Origin of the sequence: Pseudomonas sp., from assembly GCF_036387035.1 — a bacterium.
GTDB lineage: Bacteria > Pseudomonadota > Gammaproteobacteria > Pseudomonadales > Pseudomonadaceae > Aquipseudomonas.
Map to the genome: position 1 here is coordinate 1 of NZ_DASVUM010000140.1, position 19,606 is coordinate 19,606.

Below are 19,606 nucleotides of genomic sequence, written 5' to 3' on the forward strand. Positions count from 1 at the left end.
AGTTGATAAAGGGCCGGGAACAGCTTGCGCACTGCCAGGTCGCCCAAGGCGCCAAACAAGGCAAAAGTGCACGGTTCAACCGTAATCGAGAGCATAATGTTGGTTCTTTTATCAAGTTAGGCTACAAATACCTTTTTTAAAGGCGTTACTCAAGGCCAAATGTAGTAATAACCACAACATTACCACCAGAACCACATTAGAGTGGTGATCACCACAGGCCCTCAGTACGATAGGCCACCTTTGCGACAGGCTAAAGGCCCAAATTCCGACTCTTCAAATAAAGGCCTGCCGACCGGCCTGTCGTCGTTTCATCAGAAGGACAATTCATGGACCGCGTACGCAATCTTCTGGAGCAGATCCAGAGTCGTCTGGAAGAGCTGAACAAGGCCGAGCGCAAGGTCGCCGAAGCGATTCTGAGCAACCCTCAGCAGGCCACCCGTTTTAGCATTGCTGCGCTGGCGCAGGCCGCCAAGGTCAGCGAGCCGACGGTTAACCGCTTCTGTCGTTCATTCGATGTCAGCGGCTATCCGGAGCTCAAACTGCAGCTTGCCCAGAGCCTGGCCAGCGGCGCTGCTTACGTCAGCCGCGCCGTGGAAGCCGATGACAATCCGGAAGCCTACACACGCAAGATCTTCGGCAGCGCCATTGCGTCCCTCGACAGCGTGTGCCAGGTGCTTGATCCCAACCTGATCAGCAAAGCGGTCGACCTGCTGATTCAAGCGCGGCAGATCCACTTCTTCGGGCTCGGGGCTTCGGCGCCTGTGGCACTCGACGCGCAGCATAAGTTTTTCCGCTTCAACCTTGCCGTCACCGCCCACGCCGACGTGCTGGTGCAGCGCATGCTGGCCTCGGTGGCTCACACCGGTGAGTTGTTCGTGATCATTTCCTACACCGGGCGCACCCGCGAGCTGGTGGAAGTGGCGCGCATCGCCCGTGAGAACGGCGCCTCGGTGCTGGGCCTGACGGCCGCCGACTCACCGCTGGCAAAGGCCAGTACGCTGAGCCTGAACATTCCGCTGCCGGAAGACACTGACATCTATATGCCCATGACCTCGCGAATCGTCCAACTGACCGTGCTGGACGTGCTGGCGACCGGTATGACCCTGCGTCGCGGTGTCGACTTCCAGCCGCACCTGCGCAAGATCAAGGAAAGCCTGAACGCGAGCCGCTACCCGGCGGACGATGAATTGAACTGAGGGTGGCGCCCCGCATTCGAGAGCCGGCTCACTCCCCGCCCTCAGTGAACCAGACTCGCCTGCAAGCTCAGGCTGGCGTGCTGCCCGGGCGCCAGGCTGAGGCAATCATCCACGCCTGAGGCCGCCTCGACCCGCAAGAAGCCCATGGCCTCCTCGCCGCCCACGCCGAGCAGTGGGCGACTGCCGGGGTGCCAGACCACCGTGCTGTCGCTGTCGCCCGTGTCGATGCTCAATCGCCGCTGCCACGGGTCATCCTGCAACTCAAGCATCCCAGCGTGCTCGAAAACCCGCTGACAACTGCCCTGCACACGCAGCTCGCCTCGTTGTTCGCAGGCGCTGCGGCTGAGTTCGTCGTAACCGTGCGCGCCGTCGAGCCCCTGCAATGCGACGGCCGCCACATCGCTGATGCGCCAGTAGGCGTGCAAGCCATGGCCAAAGTGGCAAGGCTGGCTGTCGTCGTGGCGCGTCTCCAGGCGCAAGTCCATCGACTGTCCAAGTTCAGCGTAGAGATCGGCCTGCCAGTCCCACAGCTTGAGTTGCCAGCGCAACGTCACGCCCGCCTCGTGTTCGTGGCTGTCGACCAGTTTCCAGTCCAGCAGTCGGCCCCACCCATTGGCGGGCCAGCCGCTCTCGCCGGGATGCCGGCCCACCCAGGGCCAACTGACCGGCACGCCGCCGCGGATGGCTCCGACAAGGGGCCAGTGCGCGGCACACCACAGCCACGGCTTTTGCCCTGAAGGTTCGAAGTGCAATAGCTGCGCGCCCTGCCGACTGAACACGGCCTGACACTGCGCATGGTGGATGACCAGCACATCACGCTGTTGGTAGCGTTCCCACTGAAAGGTCGGTTGCGGTCGCACCGAGGTGAAGAATCGCTGAAGGGGATGCTCGGTTGAGCCGGGGTCCCTGAAGGGCATCGTTGTAGCGCTCCAGATGGCGTCACTCGTCACGCAAGAAAAAATGCCCCGACTGCGGAGCCACTGCTGCTAAATAAATCTCTGAAAAAAAACGGGCAGCCAGGCTGCCCGTAAAGCACACACGACCCTTGATCGTTTGTGGAGCGCGGAGGAGCGTCCGCTTTTAACTTAGAACTTGGACTGAATCTTGATACCGGCAACCAGCGCGTTCTGAACGTCGTCCACACCGCCCGGGCTCTTCACGTACTGCAGGTTGGGACGTACGGTCAGCCAGTCGGTTACGTGCACGCCGTAGTAGATTTCCGAGTTGTATTCGGTCTTCTGGATCGGCAGGTAGCCGGGGTTGTCGTAATCCTCAATACCGTTGACGGCGTTGACCAGACGACGGTTGTCCTGGGCATCATCGTTGACGTGGATACGCGCGACACCGATACCGATGTCATCCTTCGGACGTGCATCGAACGGGCCTTTGTAGACGAAGCCGACCTGCTGGTAGTTGTCGACGAAGTTGGTGGCTTTGTCATGCACGGTCGCGTTGGCGAAAATGCTCAGACCACGGGAAGCGTCGCCGTTGTGTGCGGTCAGCTGCTGCTGAGCCACGACCCACCAGCCGTGCTTGTCTTTGTGGGACTTGAAGTCGCCGCCAGCAGTCGCCTGAGGCTGGCCGTTTTCGTTCTCGTAGAGATCGTCGGCGCTCGGGTTGCTCACGTAGTAACCCAGACGGTATTCGCCTGGCAGCGAGTTGACGTTCGGCGACCACACCACTTCAACCGGTACGACGGTGCCTTTGGAGCCGCTGCCGCTGAGTTTGAAGCTGTTGCCGGTTTCGAGGTACGAAGGGTTTTGCTCGTAGACGCCGATCTGGGCGAACAACTCAGGCGTGATGTTGTACTTCACGCGTGCAGCCCACTGGCTGACCGGCCAGTTGTACCAGGTGTTTACGTAGTTACCGACCTGCGAGCCGCAGAACGAAAGGTTCTGGAAGTCGCAAGGGAAGCTGTTGAAGTCTTCGCCTTCGCCGAAACGGCCGACCTTGATGTCCAGCTTGCCGTCGAAGTACTTCTGCTTAACCCACATCTGGGTCAGACGCCAGGTCTGGCCACGGCCCCAGACTTCCTGGGAGGAGCTGAGCGTGCCGGCACGCGGATCGCCGATACGGTCGTTGGAAATGTTGTTGCCGCTACGTTCGGTGATCGCGAGCTTGAATTCAGCGTCGTGCCAGCCGAGGATTTTTTGCAGGTCCATCTGTACGCCGAACGCGAACTGGTCGCTGTAGCGGCCGGTCCTGTCGTCGTTATAACCACCGTTGAGGTTGGAGGCGGCTTCGCCCACGTACTCGATCGGGAAGTCGTAACCTTTGTCATAAAGCTCCTGACGCAGACCACCCCAGTCGCCGGTCATGTGCTCGCTGGCTTTGAAAGGCTCCATTGCAGACGCCGTTCCGGAAATCGTCAACGCGCTCAGGACAGACAACCCACCGATCAGCTGAAACTGGTTTAGCGACTTGTTACGTACCTTCTTCATCCCTTGGATCCTCGTTTTATTGTTATTAGCTTCTGAACAGCGTTGTAACCACGTGCTTCGTGTGCATGACGGGTTTTGTACGGCAGACATCCACCCGTCACAGGTGCTCGTTGGTGCAGTGCTCCTGCACCTGAGAAATCAACTGCGGTTGAGCCGCGTGACATTCCCCATGTTCTCCACCGACTGACTCGGTGCCAGGACGCCAAGGCGTTCGCCGGTTTTGGCGTCGAACAGCAGAACCTTCGCCGGATCGAACTGCAGCGTCAAGGTCTCGCCCACAGCGGGAGCGATATCCGGTGCCAGACGGCAGCAGACCTTGCTCTCGTTGAGGGTCACAAACACCAGCGTATCGGGCCCGGTAGGCTCTGTGACCTGAACCTCGGCGCGAATGGTCGGCAGACCCGAAGCATCACCGGACGCTAGCACGATCTGCTCGGGACGCAAGCCCAGAATCACCTCACGGTCCTCGAGACCGGCATCATTCATGCTCATCGGCAGCTCGCAACGTGCCTGACCGCTGTCGAGCAATGCCACGAGGCGACCGTCTTTGCGTTGCAGCCGCAGCGGGATGAAGTTCATCGGCGGCGAGCCGATGAAGCTGGCAACGAACAGATTGGCCGGATCGTTGTAGATCTGCTTCGGCGTACCGAACTGTTGAATGATGCCGTCCTTCATGACCGCCACTTTGTCGCCCAGGGTCATCGCCTCGATCTGATCGTGGGTGACGTAGACCGTGGTGGTCTTCAGGCGCTGGTGCATCAGCTTCATTTCGGTACGCATCTCGACGCGCAGCTTGGCGTCGAGGTTGGAAAGCGGTTCGTCGAACAGGTAGATCTTTGGCCGACGTGCCAAGGCGCGCCCCATGGCCACGCGCTGCTGCTGACCACCGGACAGTTGTCCCGGCTTGCGGTTGAGCAGGTGCTCGATCTGCAGCAGCTTGGCAACCCGGGCGACTTCAGCGTCGATGTCAGCCTGATTCATCTTGCGGATCTTCAGCCCGAACTCGATGTTCTCGCGCACGCTCATGGTCGGATACAGCGCATAGGACTGAAAGACCATGGCGATGTCGCGATCCTTCGGGCTCATCCCGCTGACGTCCTGGTCACCGATCATGATCGCGCCGCCGGTAATGTTTTCCAGCCCGGCGATGCAGTTCATCAGGGTCGACTTACCGCAGCCCGAAGGGCCGACCAGAATCAGGAACTCGCCTTCTTTGATGGAGAGTTCGATGTTCTTCAGGGTGTCCGGCAGACCGGCCCCGTAAGTCTTGTTTACATTGCGTAGTTCAAGCGTTGCCATGATTACCCCTTGACTGCGCCGGCCGTCAGCCCGCGCACGAAATACTTGCCTGCGACCACGTAGACCAGCAGGGTCGGCAGACCGGCGATCATCGCCGCCGCCATATCAACGTTGTATTCCTTGACGCCCGTACTGGTGTTGACCAAGTTGTTCAGCGCCACCGTGATCGGCTGCGAATCACCACTGGAGAACACCACACCGAACAGGAAGTCGTTCCAGATCTGAGTGAACTGCCAGATCAGGCAGACCATGATGATCGGCGTCGACATCGGCAGAATGATCCGACGGAAGATGGTGAAGAAGCCCGCACCGTCCAGTCGTGCAGCCTTGACCAGTGCGTCCGGAATGCTGACGTAGTAGTTGCGGAAAAACAGGGTGGTGAACGCCAGGCCGTACACAACGTGGACAAACACAAGGCCCGTCGTGGTGCTGGCCAGCCCCATTTTGCCGAGGGTGAACGACGCGGGCAGCAGGACCGTCTGGAACGGCAGGAAGCAGCCGAACAGCAGCAGACCGAAGAACAACTGCGAGCCCCGAAAACGCCACATCGACAGCACATAGCCGTTCAGCGCGCCGATGGTGGTGGAAATCAGCACCGCGGGCACGGTGATCAGGAACGAGTTCCAGAAGTAGCCTTTTACCGTCGCCCAGGCTTTGATCCAGCCGATGGCGGTCACTTCGGTCGGCCAGCTGAGCAGGTTGCCGCTGCCGATGTCTTCCGGCGACTTGAAGCTGGTCAAGAGCATGACGACCAAGGGCACCAGGTAGATAAACACCGCTACGATCAGCACTGCGTAGATGGCGACGCGGCTCAGGCTGAGGGCGGGCTTGTTGACGAGACTAGTCATTGCGCTTGGCCCTCAGCTCGGAATACAGATAAGGCACAAGAATGGCGAGGATGGCGCCGAGCATCAAAATTGCGCTGGCAGAACCCATGCCCATCTGGCCACGGCTGAAGGTGAACGAGTACATGAACATCGCCGGCAGGTCGGAGGAATAGCCGGGGCCACCGGCCGTCATGGCGGCCACCAGGTCAAAACTCTTGATCGCGATGTGCGCCAGAATCATGACCGCACTGAAGAACACCGGGCGCAGGCTCGGCAGCACGACCTTCCAGTAGATTTTCGGCATGCTGGCGCCGTCGATTTGCGCGGCACGGATAATCGACTGATCGACACCCCGCAGGCCGGCCAGGAACATCGCCATGATGAAGCCCGACGCCTGCCATACCGCAGCGATCACCAGGCAGTACACAACGCGGTCCGGATCGATCAGCCAGTCCAGGCGAAAGCCTTCCCAGCCCCAGTCACGCAGCAGCTTGTCCAGGCCCATGCCCGGGTTGAGCAGCCATTTCCATGCCGTACCGGTGACGATCATCGACAGCGCCATCGGGTACAGGTAGATGGTGCGGATAAAGCCTTCGCGACGGATGCGCTGGTCGAGGAACACCGCCAGCAGCACGCCGACCACCATGCTGATGCCGATGAACATGCCACCGAACACCGCGAGGTTTTTACTGGCCACCCACCAGCGGTCGTTGTCGAACAACCGGGCGTATTGCGCCAGGCCCACGAATTTGTAGGTCGGCAGGAAAGTCGAGTTGGTGAACGACAGAACGAACGTCCACAGGATATAGCCGTAGAAGCCCACCAATACGATGAACATGCTGGGCGCCAGCACCAGTTTGGGTAGCCAGCGCTGCAGTGCATCGAACGGCGAGGCTTTGCTGAACACAGCAACAGAACTCATGGTGAAATCCAGTACAAGAAAAATGAAGAGTGCAAACACGCCGCCTTCTGTAGGAGTGAGCTTGCTCGCGATGCGGCGTGTCAGTGCCGTCTGCATTGGCTGACATGACGCCATCGCGAGCAAGCTCACTCCTACATGGAGCAAGCGGTGTTACGGCTTACTTGGCAGACTTGATCGCAGCGCCCAGCTTCTTCGCCGCATCGGCAGGATCGGCTTTCGGGTCGTTGATGAAGTTGGTCACGACGTCAAAGAACGCACCTTGCACGGCCAGTGTGGTGGCCATGTTGTGCGCCATGCTTGGCTGCAGGCCGCCGGACTTGGCGTCAGCCAGGAAATCCTTGGCGGCGGTCTGGGCGCACGAGTCGAAACCGTACTTGCCCATGTCAGCCAGCATGTCATTGCGAACCGGGATAGAGCCTTTGTTGATGCTGAAGACTTTCTGGAAGTTTTCGCCCAACACGACCTTGGCGATGTCCTGCTGACCGGCAGCGGTACCCGCGTCCTTCTGCTTGAACACAGCCAGGGAGTCGATGTTGTAGGTGAACGCCTTGTCGGTGCCCGGGAACGCTACGCACTCGTAGTCCTTGCCGGCGACTTTCTTGGCGGCGGTCCATTCGCTCTTGGCCCAGTCACCCATGATCTGCATGCCGGCCTTGCCATTGATGACTTTGGCCGCTTCCAGGTTCCAGTCCTGGCCTTTGCCGTCGGCATCCATATAGGTGGCGACTCTCTTCAGCTCGGTCAGCGACTTGACCATTTCAGGGCCGGTCAGCGCAGCGTTGTCGAGGTCGACCAGCGCCTTCTTGTAACCATCGGCGCCCATTACGGAGAGCACGACGGCTTCAAAAACAGTGCTGTCCTGCCAAGGCTGGCCACCATGGGCCAGAGGAATGAAGCCTGCCGCCTTGAGCTTGTCGCCCGCTGCGTAGAATTCTTCGAGGGTGGTAGGGGCTTTTTCGATACCGGCTTTCTTGAAGACTTCCGGGTTGATCCACAGCCAGTTAACGCGGTGGATGTTCACCGGCACGGCAACGTAGTCACCGTCGTACTTCACGGTGTCGGAGACTTTCTTGTCGAGCAGGCTGTCCCACTTCTCCTCTTTGGAGACGTTCTTCAGCACGTCGGTATCAAGCAGGCCGGTGGAGGCCCATTCCTGGATGTCCGGACCTTTGATCTGCGCGACGCCCGGCGGGTTGCCAGCAACGGCGCGGCTCTTGAGCACAGTCATTGCGGTTGCACCGCCGCCGCCTGCAACAGCGCCGTCTTTCCAGGTGAAACCATCTTTTTCAACTTGTGCACGGAGCACATCGACAGCGGCTTTTTCGCCACCGGACGTCCACCAGTGCACGACTTCGACAGTGCCTTTGGCATCAGCCGCCATGGCGCTCAGAGGGAACAACGAGGCGAGGGAAATAAGTGCAGCGAGACGGGAAATCGAATTCATATCTGACCTTTCTTGTTGTTATGCATGAGCAAGTCGTGGCGCTTGCGCTGCGTGGATTCTAACCAAGGGCCCAGAGCGGACGGTAACGAAGGGATGCGCAAATGTCACAGGGCTGTGACACTCCGAGAAACGGCCTGATTACTCCACACCGCGCGGCAGGTAAAGCGTCACCCGCAACCCGCCCTCGCGCATGTTCTGCAACGTCACCTCGCCGCCATGGCTGTGGGCAATGTTGCGTGCGATACCAAGCCCCAGCCCGTAACCCTGCTGGTGTTTACCCGCCAGCCGGAAGTGCGGCTCAAAGACCTGCTCCATCCGCTGCTCCGGCACGCCGGGGCCTTCGTCTTCGACGTGAAGAATGAACGCATCGGTGTCGTCTTCAACGAACAAATGGGCACGCTCGCCGTATTTGATCGCGTTGTCGATCAGGTTGCCCATGCACCGGCGCAGCGCCAGCGGTTTGCCGTAATACATCGACATGGCCTTGCCCTGCAATGTGACGCGGCCCGCGCCGTCGGGGGCCAGATAGGGTTCAATCAGGCAATCGAGCGCGTGATTGAGGTCGACGGGCTCGATGTTCTCGTGAATGTCAGTGTCTTTCACGCACTGCAACGCGCCTTTGACCAACAGCTCCAGCTCATCCAGGTCGCGGGTGAACTTGGCTTGCATCTGTTCGTCTTCGAGCAGCTCGACGCGCAATCGCAGGCGGGTGATCGGGGTGCGCAGGTCGTGGGAAATCGCACTGAACAATTGCCCGCGTTCGGTAAGGTAACGGCTGATCCGGTCGCGCATGGTGTTGAAGGCGCGGGTCACCTCCACCACTTCGCTGCCGCCACCCTCCACCACCGGCTCAACGTCGGCACCCAATGACAGATCCCGCGCCGCATGGGCCAGACGCTTGAGCGGACCGCTCTGCCAGTGCACCAGCAGACCAATGAACACCAGCAGAAAAACACTCGTCAGGGCAATGAACCAGACCTGCTGCGAGGGCAAGCCTTCAGCCTCAAGCATGGTGTAAGGCTCAGGCAGCAGCGAGGCGATGTACAGCCATTCGCCGGGCGACAGCTCGATCTGAGTCACCAACACCGGCGGGTTCACCGGCTCGAGGGTCAGCGCGTAATGCGCCCACGAGCGTGGCAGCTCGTCGAGCTTCAAGCCGCTGTTGAAAATGCGCAGGTCTTCGGGACGCACGAACCGCACGAGGATGTCCGGGTCGGCTCCCAGGTTCTGCCGCAGCACCTGCCCCACCACATCGATGACGGCCGTCTTGCGCGCGGTGGGCTCGAGTACCTGCATTTCCAGCGGGCGGTCATTGAGCGAAACGAAGAAACGGGTGCCGCCCATGCTGCGCAGTTGATCGAGGACCAAAGGCCGGAAGGCGACCGGCAGCGAGCGGAAGTAGCTCACGCTCGCCGCCATGGAGAAACCCAGGCTGCGGGCACTGGTGACCAGGCCTTCCATTTGCGTGGCGCGCAATTGCGAAAGCCAGATGAGGCTGGACAGGGTTTGCGCCAGTAACACGGCAAACAAGGTCAGCAGCAGCATGCGCCCCAGCAGCGAACGCGGCACCGGCAGTCGGCGCTTCTTGTCCGTCACCATCGAGGGTTAGTAACCGTTGCCGGCTTGCGGCAGCACATTGGCTGCCAACAGATAACCGCTGCCTCGCACGGTGCGAATCAACCGCGGCGCCTTGCCCGTGTCACGCAAGCGCTGACGCAGGCGGCTCACCGCCATGTCGACGATGCGCTCCAGCGGCATCAGCTCACGGCCCCGGGTGGCGTTGCCGATGGTGTCGCGATCGAGGATTTGTTGAGGGTTGTCGAGGAACAGTTTGAGCAGCGCGAAATCAGCGCCGGACAAAATCACTTCTTCGCCGTCGTTGTGAAACAGCCGGTGACTGACCATGTCCAGCCGCCACTCATCGAACACCAGTACTTCGCCGCCGCTGCGCTCCTGACCAAACTGGGCGCGACGCAACAACGCCTTGATCCTGGCTTGAAGCTCACGGGGACTGAAGGGTTTTGCCATGTAGTCGTCGGCACCAAGCTCCAGCCCGATGACACGATCGGCCTCGTCGGAGCTGGCCGTGAGCATGATGATGGGAATATGCGGCTGACGCGGATGCTGCCTGACCCAGCGACACAGGCTGAAGCCGTCCTCATCGGGGAGCATGACGTCGAGGATCAGCAAATCGCTGGCCTCTTCGTTAAATGCCTGACGAAACTCCGCGCCATCGCCAACCGTGCGCACCTGAAAACCGGACCGGCTCAGGTAGGCTTGCAGCAACTCGCGAATCTCCTGGTCATCGTCGACGACCAGAATCGATTTACTGACAGCGTTCACGTGAGTCGTCCTTGTGAGCAATGGGTGGTTAAGGCAGCTTCAGGCTACAAGCTTCAAGCTTAAAGCGGCCAGCGAGACGTACGCGGCCTTTGCTTGCCGCTTGCAGCTTGCTACTTTCAGCTTGCCGCTAGCGACTCGTCGCGTATTGATCCAGCGCCACGCCTGCACCCGTCAGACCCGGGTATTCGGCCGTGACCAGCCACACCGGCACGTCCTTGAAATAATCTTTCATCAAGCCCTTCTCGGCGAACGCCTTGTTGAAGCCGCTCTGCATGAAGAAATCAACGAACCGCGGGATCACGCCACCGGCAATATACACGCCGCCGCGTCCGCCGACAGTCAGTACATTGTTACCCGCCACGCGACCGAGGAAGACACAGAACTGCTCCAGCACCGCGCTGGCGACCGGGTCACCCTTGAGCGCCGCCGAGGTGATGGCCGCAGGCGATTTGAACTCGGGCTCGATCTCATCCAGTCCACAGCTGACTTGATACAGCAGCAACAGACCGGCGCCGCTCAGAATCGTCTCGGCGCTGACGTGCTCGTGGGAGGCCATCAAACGCATCCACAGCAGGGCTTCGCGGGGCGTACCTATTGGCAGATCAACGTGACCGCCCTCACCCGGCACGGCGGACCAGCGTGCTTCGCCGGTGCGGATCAGGGTGCCGACGCCAAGCCCGGTGCCCGGCCCGATCACCACGCGCGCGCCACCAGGATCGCCTTTGCCATGACGCACGGTCAGGTACTCATCGTCCTTCAGGCGAGTCATGCCCAAGGCCATGGCAGTGAAGTCGTTGACCAGGATCAGGTGGTCGATTTTCAGCTCGGCGCAAAACGCTTGCCGGTTGATCTTCCAGTGGCTGTTGGTGAACTGAAAATCGTCGCCAGTCACTGGGCCGGCCACGGCCAGGCAAAGGGAGGTGACATCACCGCGCTGCAATTCCAGGTCCTGCAGATAGACCAGCAGGGCTTTTTCAGGACTGGCGTAATCGACCGTTGCGAACACCCGGATCGAATGCAACTCGTCATCTTCCCAAATGGCAAAACGCGCATTTGTGCCGCCGATATCACCCACCATCGCCAATGTCACTTGAGCGTCTCCAGATTCGAAGTAAAGGCGCTGGCGCCCTTCTCTGCCGAGCTGAAGGCCATGCGCATGAAACCGAACAATTCGCGCCCGCTGCCCACGTTGTGTGACAAACGACCGATCGCCGGCTCTCTGGCGGCCAATTCTGCCGGTTCGATCAGAACTTGCAACGTTCCTTTTACGCCATCGACACGAATGAGATCCCCATCACGCACCAACGCGAGTGGCCCGCCGTCGGAGGCTTCCGGGCAAACGTGGATCGCCGCAGGAATTTTCCCGGACGCGCCGGACATGCGCCCGTCAGTAATGAGCGCCACCTTGAAACCACGATCCTGCAGCACACCCAGAAACGGCGTCATCTTGTGCAGCTCAGGCATGCCGTTGGAGCGCGGCCCCTGGAAGCGCATGACCGCGACGAAATCGCATTCCAGCTCTCCGGCCTTGAAGGCGTCGGCGAGGTCTTGCTGATCTTCGAAGACTTTCGCGGGGGCTTCAACGATCTGATGCTCCAGTGCAACGGCGGAGACTTTCATCACGCCCCTGCCCAAGTTGCCTTCCATGACTCGCAGGCCGCCCTCGGGCGAGAACGGACGCGCGATGGGCCGCAGGACGTTTTCGTCCAGGCTTTGGATCGGGCCATCGCGCCACACCAGTTTGCCTTCTTCCAGGAACGGTTCCTGGGTGTAGCGTCGCAGGCCACGGCCCACCACTGTATTGACGTCTTCGTGCATCAGGCCCGCGTCGAGCAACTCACGAATCAGGAACGACATGCCGCCCGCAGCCTGGAAGTGGTTGATGTCGGCTTTGCCGTTCGGGTAGACGTGAGAGAGGGTCGGCACGACTTCCGAGAGATCGGCCATGTCCTGCCACGTCAGCTGAATGCCTGCGCACTGGGCGATCGCCGGCATGTGCAACGTGTGGTTGGTGGAACCGCCTGTCGCGTGCAGGGCAACAATCGAGTTGACCAGCGAACGTTCGTCCACAATCTCCCCGAGAGGGATGAAGTCGCCGCTTTGTTTGGTCAGACGCGTAACCTGGAACGCCGCCTCGCGGGTCAGGGCATCGCGTAGCGGCGTGTAGGGATTGACGAAAGAGGCGCCGGGAAGATGCAGACCCATGACTTCCATGATCAGCTGGTTGGTGTTCGCCGTGCCGTAGAACGTGCAGGTGCCAGGGCCGTGGTAGGACTTCATTTCCGAATCCAGCAGCTCTTCGCGAGTCGCCTTGCCTTCGGCGTAGCGCTGACGCACGTCGGCTTTCTCTTTGTTGGAGATGCCCGAAACCATCGGCCCGCCGGGGACGAAGACCGTCGGCAGATGACCGAAGCGCAGCGAACCCATCAGCAGGCCCGGAACGATCTTGTCGCAGATGCCCAGCATCAGCGCACCGTCGAACATGTTGTGCGACAACGCCACCGCCGTTGCCATCGCAATGACTTCCCGGCTGGCGATACTCAACTCCATGCCCGGCTCGCCTTGGGTAACGCCGTCACACATGGCCGGAACGCCGCCGGCAAACTGCCCCACCGAGCCGATTTCACGCAGCGCTTTCTTGATCTGTTCGGGAAAGTGTTCGTACGGCTGATGCGCCGAGAGCATGTCGTTATAGGAAGAGACGATGGCGATATTCGCCGCGTTCATCATGCGCAGGCTGTTCTTGTCTTCGGGACCACAAGCCGCGACGCCATGGGCGAAGTTGGCACATTGCAGCTTGCCCCGCATCGGCCCGTCGCTCGCCGCGTCCCGAATCAATTGCAAGTAGCGTTGACGGGTTTCACGGCTGCGAGCGGTCAGCCGTTCGGTTACCTCAAGGACGCGGGGATGCATGTCATGAACTCCAGGCTAGCGGATGTGGTCACCCGTTCAGACGCTTTCACAAGGCTGCGATCAAATCCGACGCTCAGACAGAGCGGCGGCAAGGGCTTGATTTTCAGACGATTGTGACGGCCAGACAGGCTTCTATTTGTAGATAAAACAAAATACTGCCACTAAAAGGGGTTGTTTTCTATTTTTATGAGAATAATCTTGTAATTCCAACAACAAATTCTCGAGGACGGCTGTATGACTCTCCGCATCGCAATCAATGGCTTTGGCCGAATCGGCCGCAACGTCCTACGCGCACTCTATACCCAAGGCTACCGCCAGGACCTGCAAGTCGTCGCCATCAATGATTTGGGCGACAGCGAGATCAACGCTCACCTTCTCAAATTTGACACGGTACACGGACCGTTCGACGGCACCGTCGAGCACGACGATGAAAGCCTGACCGTCAACGGTGATCGAATCGCGGTGAGCGCCATCCGCAACCCTGCGGATCTGCCGTGGAAGTCCCTGAACATCGACGTGGTGTTCGAATGCACCGGTTTCTTCACGGACCGCACCAAGGCTGCCGCGCACATCACCGCCGGTGCCAGAAAAGTGATTATTTCCGCACCGGCCAAAGGCGCCGATGCGACCATCGTCTACGGCGTCAACCATGATGTGCTGCGCCAGTCGCACCAGGTGATCTCCAACGCCTCGTGCACCACCAACTGCCTGGCACCCGTCGCCCAGGTGTTGAACCGTGAGTTGGGCATCGAAAGCGGCCTGATGACCACTATCCATGCTTACACCAACGACCAGAACCTGATCGACGTCTACCACACCGACCCCTACCGCGCGCGTTCAGCCACTCAGTCCATGATCCCGAGCAAGACCGGCGCTGCCGAAGCGGTCGGTCTGGTGCTGCCGGAACTGGCGGGCAAGCTGACCGGCATGGCTGTTCGTGTGCCGGTGATTAACGTGTCGCTGGTCGACCTGACCATTCAGCTCAAGCGCGATGCGACGGCCGAAGAAGTCAACGCGATCATGAAAGAAGCAGCGCAGCATTCGAAAATCCTTGGTTACAACACGCTGCCGCTGGTTTCCCACGACTTCAATCACAACCCGCTGTCATCGATCTTCGACGCGAACCACACCAAAGTCAGCGGCCGCCTGCTGAAGGTACTGGCCTGGTACGACAATGAGTGGGGCTTCTCCAACCGCATGCTGGATAACTGCCTGGCGTTGATGAATGCCGAGTAAGTGATGGGCTAACGTCCTGCAGCAACGCGCGTGCCTGAATGGCGGCAGGTCAGACACATTGTGTTGACTGATTCGCCGCCATCGCAGGAGATACTGTCCATTCCAGGAATGCTCACCGTCGCCGTGCGGCGCCCTTACAATCTGTGCAAATCCCTGCCTTGACCTGACCTCTAGATGATAAGCATTATCATCCGCTGAATTCTGGTCAGGTGCCCCCGTGACTCAGTCGCACTTCAATACTGTCTTTCTCGCCCGACGAACCATGCTGCTGCGCACGCTTCAGCGCATGGTCCGCAGCCAAACCACCGCCGAAGACCTGCTCCAGGAAACCTATCTGCGTGTGACCCGCGCGCTCACCGAGCGAGCCATCGAACACCTCGAACCCTTCGTCTTCCAGACCGCGCGCAATCTGGCGCTGGATCATTTGCGTGCCCGGCGTACTCACGCGCGCACCATCGTCGAGGATGCGCCGATCAACGATATCCATAATGTCGTCGCCTCCGACTCCGCGCTGGAGGATGCCGCCCACGCCAACCGTTTGTTGGAAAGTCTTAGCGCGAGCCTGGAAAACCTGACGCCCCGGCAACAGAAAATCTTTACCCTCAGTCGCCTGCACGGCGCCAGTTATCAGGAAATCGCCGAGCAGCTGGGAATATCCACCAGCACCGTGCAAAAGGAGCTCAAGTTGATCATGGCGCTCTGCCTGAGTGTGGCGGCTCGTTTCAATCACTAAGCTCCAACCATTGGCATTCGTCAGCTGCCGCATCAGACTGTCGCTACACTGCTGCCCAAACCGTGGACCCGAGGACCCTGCTTGACGGACACCCAACCACCTCGCAGCCCTCAGACCGAGGCCGCGCGCGCCGAAACGATGGATCAAGCGCTGACCTGGCTGATGGAGCTCGACATCGCCGATGCCGCCACGCACGCGCGCTTTATGGAATGGCTCGACGCCGATCCTGTCCACCGCGAAGCGTTCGCCAGCGCCGAGGCAGTGTGGCACTCGCAATCGGTGTTCGATGCCGCAGCGGCGCTGGCTGCGCGGAAAAAAACGTAATGCCGGACGGTGAGCTGGCGAGATTGCTGCGCCACTGCTCTGAATCAGATCATCTGAAACTGCCCGAAATTATTTTTACGCGATAGCCGCAGCCCGTACGTCTAGTCATAGCCAATGCAACTGATTCCTATTGAATCATCTCGCAACAACTATGACGACCCGCACGACAGGGAGCGCTATCCATGCTGTCCAGCTTCAACCCCGCCTCACCCGCCTCGCCGAAACTTGCCCACCCCTTCGGGCTATCGCTGCTCACAATCGCTGTTATCACTGCGGCCCTGCATAGCCCGGCCGTTGCTGCCGCCGAGCAGAGTACTGCGGTGGAACTGGAGCAGATCACGGTGAGCGCCACACGTCAGGCGCAGCCTGTGGATTCAGTACCCGCCACGGTGACGGTGCAGGACCGTGCGGCGCTGGACCGGCGCAACGTCAACAGCATTCGCGATCTCGTCCGCGACGAGCCCGGCATTTCCGTGGGCGGAGCCGGTCAGCGCGCGGGCACCAGTGGCTACAACATCCGCGGCATTGATGGCGACCGAATCCTGACCCAGGTGGATGGCGTCGAAGTCCCGGGCAACTTCTTTCAGGGCCCCTTTGCCAACACCCATCGCAATTACGTTGATCCGGAGATCATCAAGCGCGTCGAGATCCTGCGCGGACCTGCCTCGGCGCTGTATGGCAGCAGCGCCATCGGCGGCGCGGTGAGCTATTACACCCTCGACCCCGAAGACATCATCAAGCCGGGCAAAGACGTCGGCGCCCGCTTGAAAACCGGCTACAGCTCGGCGGACAACAGCTGGCTGAACTCATCCACGATGGCCGGCCGGGCGGCGAATGTCGACGGCCTGCTGCACGTCAGTCAGCGCAACGGCCACGAGACAGAGTCATACGGTGAGCATGGCGGTACGGGGCTGTCGCGCACGGCGGCCAACCCGGAAGACGCCCGCGCCACCAACGTACTGGCCAAACTGGGTTGGAACTACGGCGATAACGAACGTCTGGCTTTCACCTACGAGAAGTACAAAGACGATACCCATAGCAATCAAAAGAGCGCGGTCGGTGGTCCTTTCTATCCGGGCGTCGGGGCGTCTGGGATGTACAAAAGCCGCGAAACCAATGACGTTATCACCCGCGAGCGCATCGGCCTGGAACACCGTTTCGCGCTGGACAGCGTGGCCGCCGACAACGCCAGGTGGAGCTTGAATCACCAGATTGCCAAGACCGATCAGAACACCTCCGAGCGTTTCGTACCCGGCAGTCGTGACGTCTGGCGCACTCGCGACACCCACTACAAAGAACGCCAATGGATCCTCGACGCGCAACTGGATAAAGCGTTCGACATTGGCAGCACCCAGCACCTGCTGACCTACGGCACGACTCTGAAGCAGCAGAAGGTGGCAGGACTTCGGACCGGATCAGCCACCTGTGCGTCGGTCCTCGGAAGCTGCCGCACCATTGGCGCAATCAGTACTGGCCGGAACGACATCGTGGCGCCCACCAATGACTTCCCGAACCCGACGATCACCACTTACGCTCTGTTCGCCCAGGATCAGATCAAGTGGGGCGACTGGACGTTCATGCCCGGTGCCCGCTACGACTACACCGCGCTCGACCCGCACGCCACGGATTCATTCCTGAAGAGCGTCAACCTGACCAGCAAGAGCCAGTTCGACGACAGCACGAAGAAATGGCATCGCCTGTCACCCAAGCTGGGGCTGACGTATGCGTTCAACGACGCCTACACCTGGTACGGTCAGTACGCCGAGGGTTTCCGCACGCCGAGCGCCAAGGCGTTGTATGGCCGCTTCGAGAACACCCGGTCCGCTTACGTCGTCGAGCCCAATCCTGACTTGAAACCCGAGACCAGCAAAAGCTACGAGACTGGCCTGCGCGGTCACTTCGACGAGGGCACGTTTGATCTCGCGGCGTTCTACAACACGTACCGCGACTTCATCAACGAAGACGCGGTCATTCCGGCCGAATCCACGACCACGACCTTCCAGTCCAACAACATCAAGCACGCCACGATCAAGGGCGTCGAGCTCAAGGGTCGTTTGAACCTGGACAGCTTCGGCGCACCCGAAGGCCTCTACACCAAAGGCTCGCTGGCCTATCTGTACGGCCGAAACAACGACACCGGCCAGCCCATCAACAGCATCAACCCGCTCACCGGCGTGGTTGGGCTGGGTTATGACCAGTCCAAATACGGCGGCTTGCTGAACTGGACGTTGGTGAAGCGCAAGACGCGCGTCGACACCGCCAACTACTCCGCGCCGGATGGGGCCACCCGGCTCAAGACGCCGGGTTTCGGTCTCGTCGACCTGACGGGGTATTACAAAGTTGCCGACGACGTCACGGTCAGCGGCGGCCTCTACAACCTGGCGGACAAAAAATACTGGCTGTGGGACGACGTGCGCGGCTACGACAACGTCGGCGAAGCAGCTGCCACCGCACCCGCCAACCTCGACCGGTTGACCCAGCCAGGCCGCAATTTTGCCGTCAACGTGGTGTGGAACATCTGACCCGATCTCGACGGCAGGCGCGTGCTTTTTAGGCGCCTGCCACGCTCGTTCGTCTCGTCAACAAGCGCCTAAACTCCAAGGAAGACCCATGACCGATAACGCGATCCGCCGTTCACAACGACTGAACCAGATCACCCACGCCCCGCACGAGCGACTGGACAAGGCGGTGAAAGCCAACGCACCCTTCGATACGCTCGCCAGCTACACTCGATTCCTCAGTGCCCAGTACCTGTTCCAGACCGAGCTCAAAGCGCTGTACACCCATCCGCTGCTGATTGAGCTGATTGCCGATTTGCCAGATCGCTGCCGCGCCGAGCAGGCCAAAGCCGACCTGCTCGATCTTCAGGTTGCGTTTCCCGGCCCGGTCCCCGGCGCTGTCAACGAGCCTGGGCTTGCCGAAGCACTGGGCTGGCTGTTCGTCTCTGAGGGCTCGAAGCTGGGCGCCGCCTTTCTGATCAAACGCGCCGTTGCGTTGGACCTCAGCGACACCTTCGGCGCCCGCCACCTGGGTGAGCAGGCCGGCGGTCGCGCCGATGGCTGGAAGCGGTTTATCCGGATCATTGACGATCTGCCGCTCAACGCCGAGCAGGAGCGCGAGATAGACCGCGGCGCGGTGGCGGCCTTCGAACGGTTCAATGTGCTGCTGCAACACGTCTATGCTCCGGCGTCTGAAGCCGAACCCGCCTGAATCCGGGCCTTTTGCGCTCGGCACTGATAAGCTGAGCGCCTTTTGCGGGACGTGAAAACTCCCGCAGCACCTGCTGACTCTGCATTACCGAGACCATGACCCGTACTCCACCCGGCAGTAAACTGTCCCGCATCCTCCTTGGCCTTCTCGCCTACGTGAGCCTGACCATCGGCATCATCGCGATTTTCATTCCGGGCCTGCCCACCACCGAATTCATTCTGCTGGCAGCATGGGCGGCGACCCGAAGCTCGCCGCGGCTGAGCGCCTGGCTCGAAAACCATCGACTGTTCGGGCCAATGCTCAGCAACTGGCGCAACGGCAAGATGATTGCGCGCAGTGCCAAAATCAGCGCCACGGTCACCATGCTGATGTGTGCGGTTCTGATGCTGGTGGTCCTGAAACACAATTGGTGGATCTACTTCGCGGTGGCCGGCATGGTGCTGGTCAATCTGTGGATCTGGTCGCGGCCAGAGCCATCGCGGCGTCAGCCGGAAAAGTGAGGTGTGCAGACCGTGTGAAAACCGGATAACTGGCCGCTAACCAAAAAAGCCCCGATCAAGTAGGGGCATTTTTCGTCGGTACAAAGAGAAAAAAGGCCTTCCTAGGCCAGCAACTCCATCATTCGGCGCAAGCCCAGCACGTTGATCGCCCTTTTCAGGTTGTAGGCGTTCACCGCCAGCGCCATTTCCGTTCGCGCACCCTTGAGCTGGCGAAGCAG

General features: G+C 60.2%; 18 protein-coding genes. 7 read left to right on the plus strand and 11 right to left on the minus strand.

The window, feature by feature from the left end; translation table 11 throughout:
- Positions 1–95, minus strand: a 95-nt coding sequence (locus tag VF672_RS13550; protein ID WP_331105112.1) for a hypothetical protein, incomplete at its 3' end; no start/stop codon positions are given.
- A gap of 231 nt (positions 96–326) precedes the next feature.
- On the opposite strand from VF672_RS13550, the gene VF672_RS13555 reads away from it, so the two are divergent.
- A complete protein-coding gene (locus tag VF672_RS13555) occupies positions 327–1,196 on the plus strand; it encodes a MurR/RpiR family transcriptional regulator (protein WP_065992054.1) in 870 nt (289 codons plus the stop codon).
- Between the two features lie 41 nt (positions 1,197–1,237).
- On the opposite strand, the gene VF672_RS13560 is transcribed toward VF672_RS13555, so the two are convergent.
- The 10 genes from VF672_RS13560 to edd all read right to left on the minus strand — a co-directional run bounded on the left by VF672_RS13560 (position 1,238) and on the right by edd (position 13,385).
- The gene (locus VF672_RS13560) at positions 1,238–2,113 is read right to left on the minus strand and encodes a D-hexose-6-phosphate mutarotase (RefSeq protein ID WP_331105099.1); all 876 of its coding nucleotides are present in this window, start codon (positions 2,111–2,113) and stop codon (positions 1,238–1,240) included.
- 168 nt (positions 2,114–2,281) lie between these two features.
- Positions 2,282–3,637: a carbohydrate porin gene (locus tag VF672_RS13565; protein WP_331105100.1), complete on the minus strand. Its 1,356-nt coding sequence runs from the start codon at positions 3,635–3,637 to the stop codon at positions 2,282–2,284.
- A 138-nt stretch (positions 3,638–3,775) separates the two neighbouring features.
- Positions 3,776–4,936 (minus strand): ABC transporter ATP-binding protein, encoded by a 1,161-nt coding sequence (locus VF672_RS13570; protein ID WP_331105101.1) that lies wholly within the window; start codon positions 4,934–4,936, stop codon positions 3,776–3,778.
- Between the two features lie 2 nt (positions 4,937–4,938).
- A complete protein-coding gene (locus tag VF672_RS13575) occupies positions 4,939–5,784 on the minus strand; it encodes a carbohydrate ABC transporter permease (protein WP_122622506.1) in 846 nt (281 codons plus the stop codon).
- Entirely contained in the window at positions 5,777–6,685 is a 909-nt protein-coding gene (locus VF672_RS13580; protein ID WP_037014845.1) for a carbohydrate ABC transporter permease, read from the minus strand. The genes VF672_RS13575 and VF672_RS13580 overlap by 8 nt, the downstream gene beginning before the upstream one ends.
- 157 nt (positions 6,686–6,842) lie before the next feature.
- Positions 6,843–8,129, minus strand: a complete 1,287-nt coding sequence (locus VF672_RS13585) for an ABC transporter substrate-binding protein (RefSeq protein WP_331105102.1) — start codon at positions 8,127–8,129, stop codon at positions 6,843–6,845.
- 138 nt (positions 8,130–8,267) lie between these two features.
- Positions 8,268–9,728: an ATP-binding protein gene (locus VF672_RS13590; RefSeq protein WP_331105103.1), complete on the minus strand. Its 1,461-nt coding sequence runs from the start codon at positions 9,726–9,728 to the stop codon at positions 8,268–8,270.
- 6 nt (positions 9,729–9,734) lie between these two features.
- Positions 9,735–10,472 carry a response regulator gene (locus VF672_RS13595; protein WP_037014852.1) on the minus strand — a complete coding sequence of 246 codons (738 nt, stop codon included), beginning with the start codon at positions 10,470–10,472 and terminating at the stop codon, positions 9,735–9,737.
- Between the two features lie 127 nt (positions 10,473–10,599).
- Positions 10,600–11,562 carry a glucokinase gene (locus VF672_RS13600; protein WP_331105104.1) on the minus strand — a complete coding sequence of 321 codons (963 nt, stop codon included), beginning with the start codon at positions 11,560–11,562 and terminating at the stop codon, positions 10,600–10,602.
- Positions 11,559–13,385, minus strand: a complete 1,827-nt coding sequence (gene edd / locus VF672_RS13605; protein WP_331105105.1) for a phosphogluconate dehydratase — start codon at positions 13,383–13,385, stop codon at positions 11,559–11,561. The genes VF672_RS13600 and edd overlap by 4 nt, the downstream gene beginning before the upstream one ends.
- Before the next feature lie 234 nt (positions 13,386–13,619).
- Here edd and gap point away from each other — a divergent pair, with 234 nt between their 5' ends.
- The 6 genes from gap to VF672_RS13635 all read left to right on the plus strand — a co-directional run bounded on the left by gap (position 13,620) and on the right by VF672_RS13635 (position 19,388).
- The gene (gene gap, locus VF672_RS13610; RefSeq protein WP_331105106.1) at positions 13,620–14,621 is read left to right on the plus strand and encodes a type I glyceraldehyde-3-phosphate dehydrogenase; all 1,002 of its coding nucleotides are present in this window, start codon (positions 13,620–13,622) and stop codon (positions 14,619–14,621) included.
- Positions 14,622–14,838: 217 nt separating this feature from the next.
- Complete coding sequence (locus VF672_RS13615) at positions 14,839–15,354, plus strand: sigma-70 family RNA polymerase sigma factor (protein WP_331105107.1); 516 nt, start codon at positions 14,839–14,841, stop codon at positions 15,352–15,354.
- Between the two features lie 81 nt (positions 15,355–15,435).
- Positions 15,436–15,678, plus strand: coding sequence for a FecR/PupR family sigma factor regulator (locus VF672_RS13620; protein WP_331105108.1), 243 nt, complete (start codon positions 15,436–15,438; stop codon positions 15,676–15,678).
- A 182-nt stretch (positions 15,679–15,860) separates the two neighbouring features.
- Positions 15,861–18,200: a TonB-dependent hemoglobin/transferrin/lactoferrin family receptor gene (locus VF672_RS13625; RefSeq protein ID WP_331105109.1), complete on the plus strand. Its 2,340-nt coding sequence runs from the start codon at positions 15,861–15,863 to the stop codon at positions 18,198–18,200.
- A gap of 88 nt (positions 18,201–18,288) precedes the next feature.
- Positions 18,289–18,888, plus strand: coding sequence for a biliverdin-producing heme oxygenase (locus VF672_RS13630; RefSeq protein WP_331105110.1), 600 nt, complete (start codon positions 18,289–18,291; stop codon positions 18,886–18,888).
- Positions 18,889–18,983: 95 nt separating this feature from the next.
- Entirely contained in the window at positions 18,984–19,388 is a 405-nt protein-coding gene (locus VF672_RS13635; RefSeq protein WP_331105111.1) for a YbaN family protein, read from the plus strand.
- The last annotated feature ends 218 nt before the right edge of the window (positions 19,389–19,606 follow it).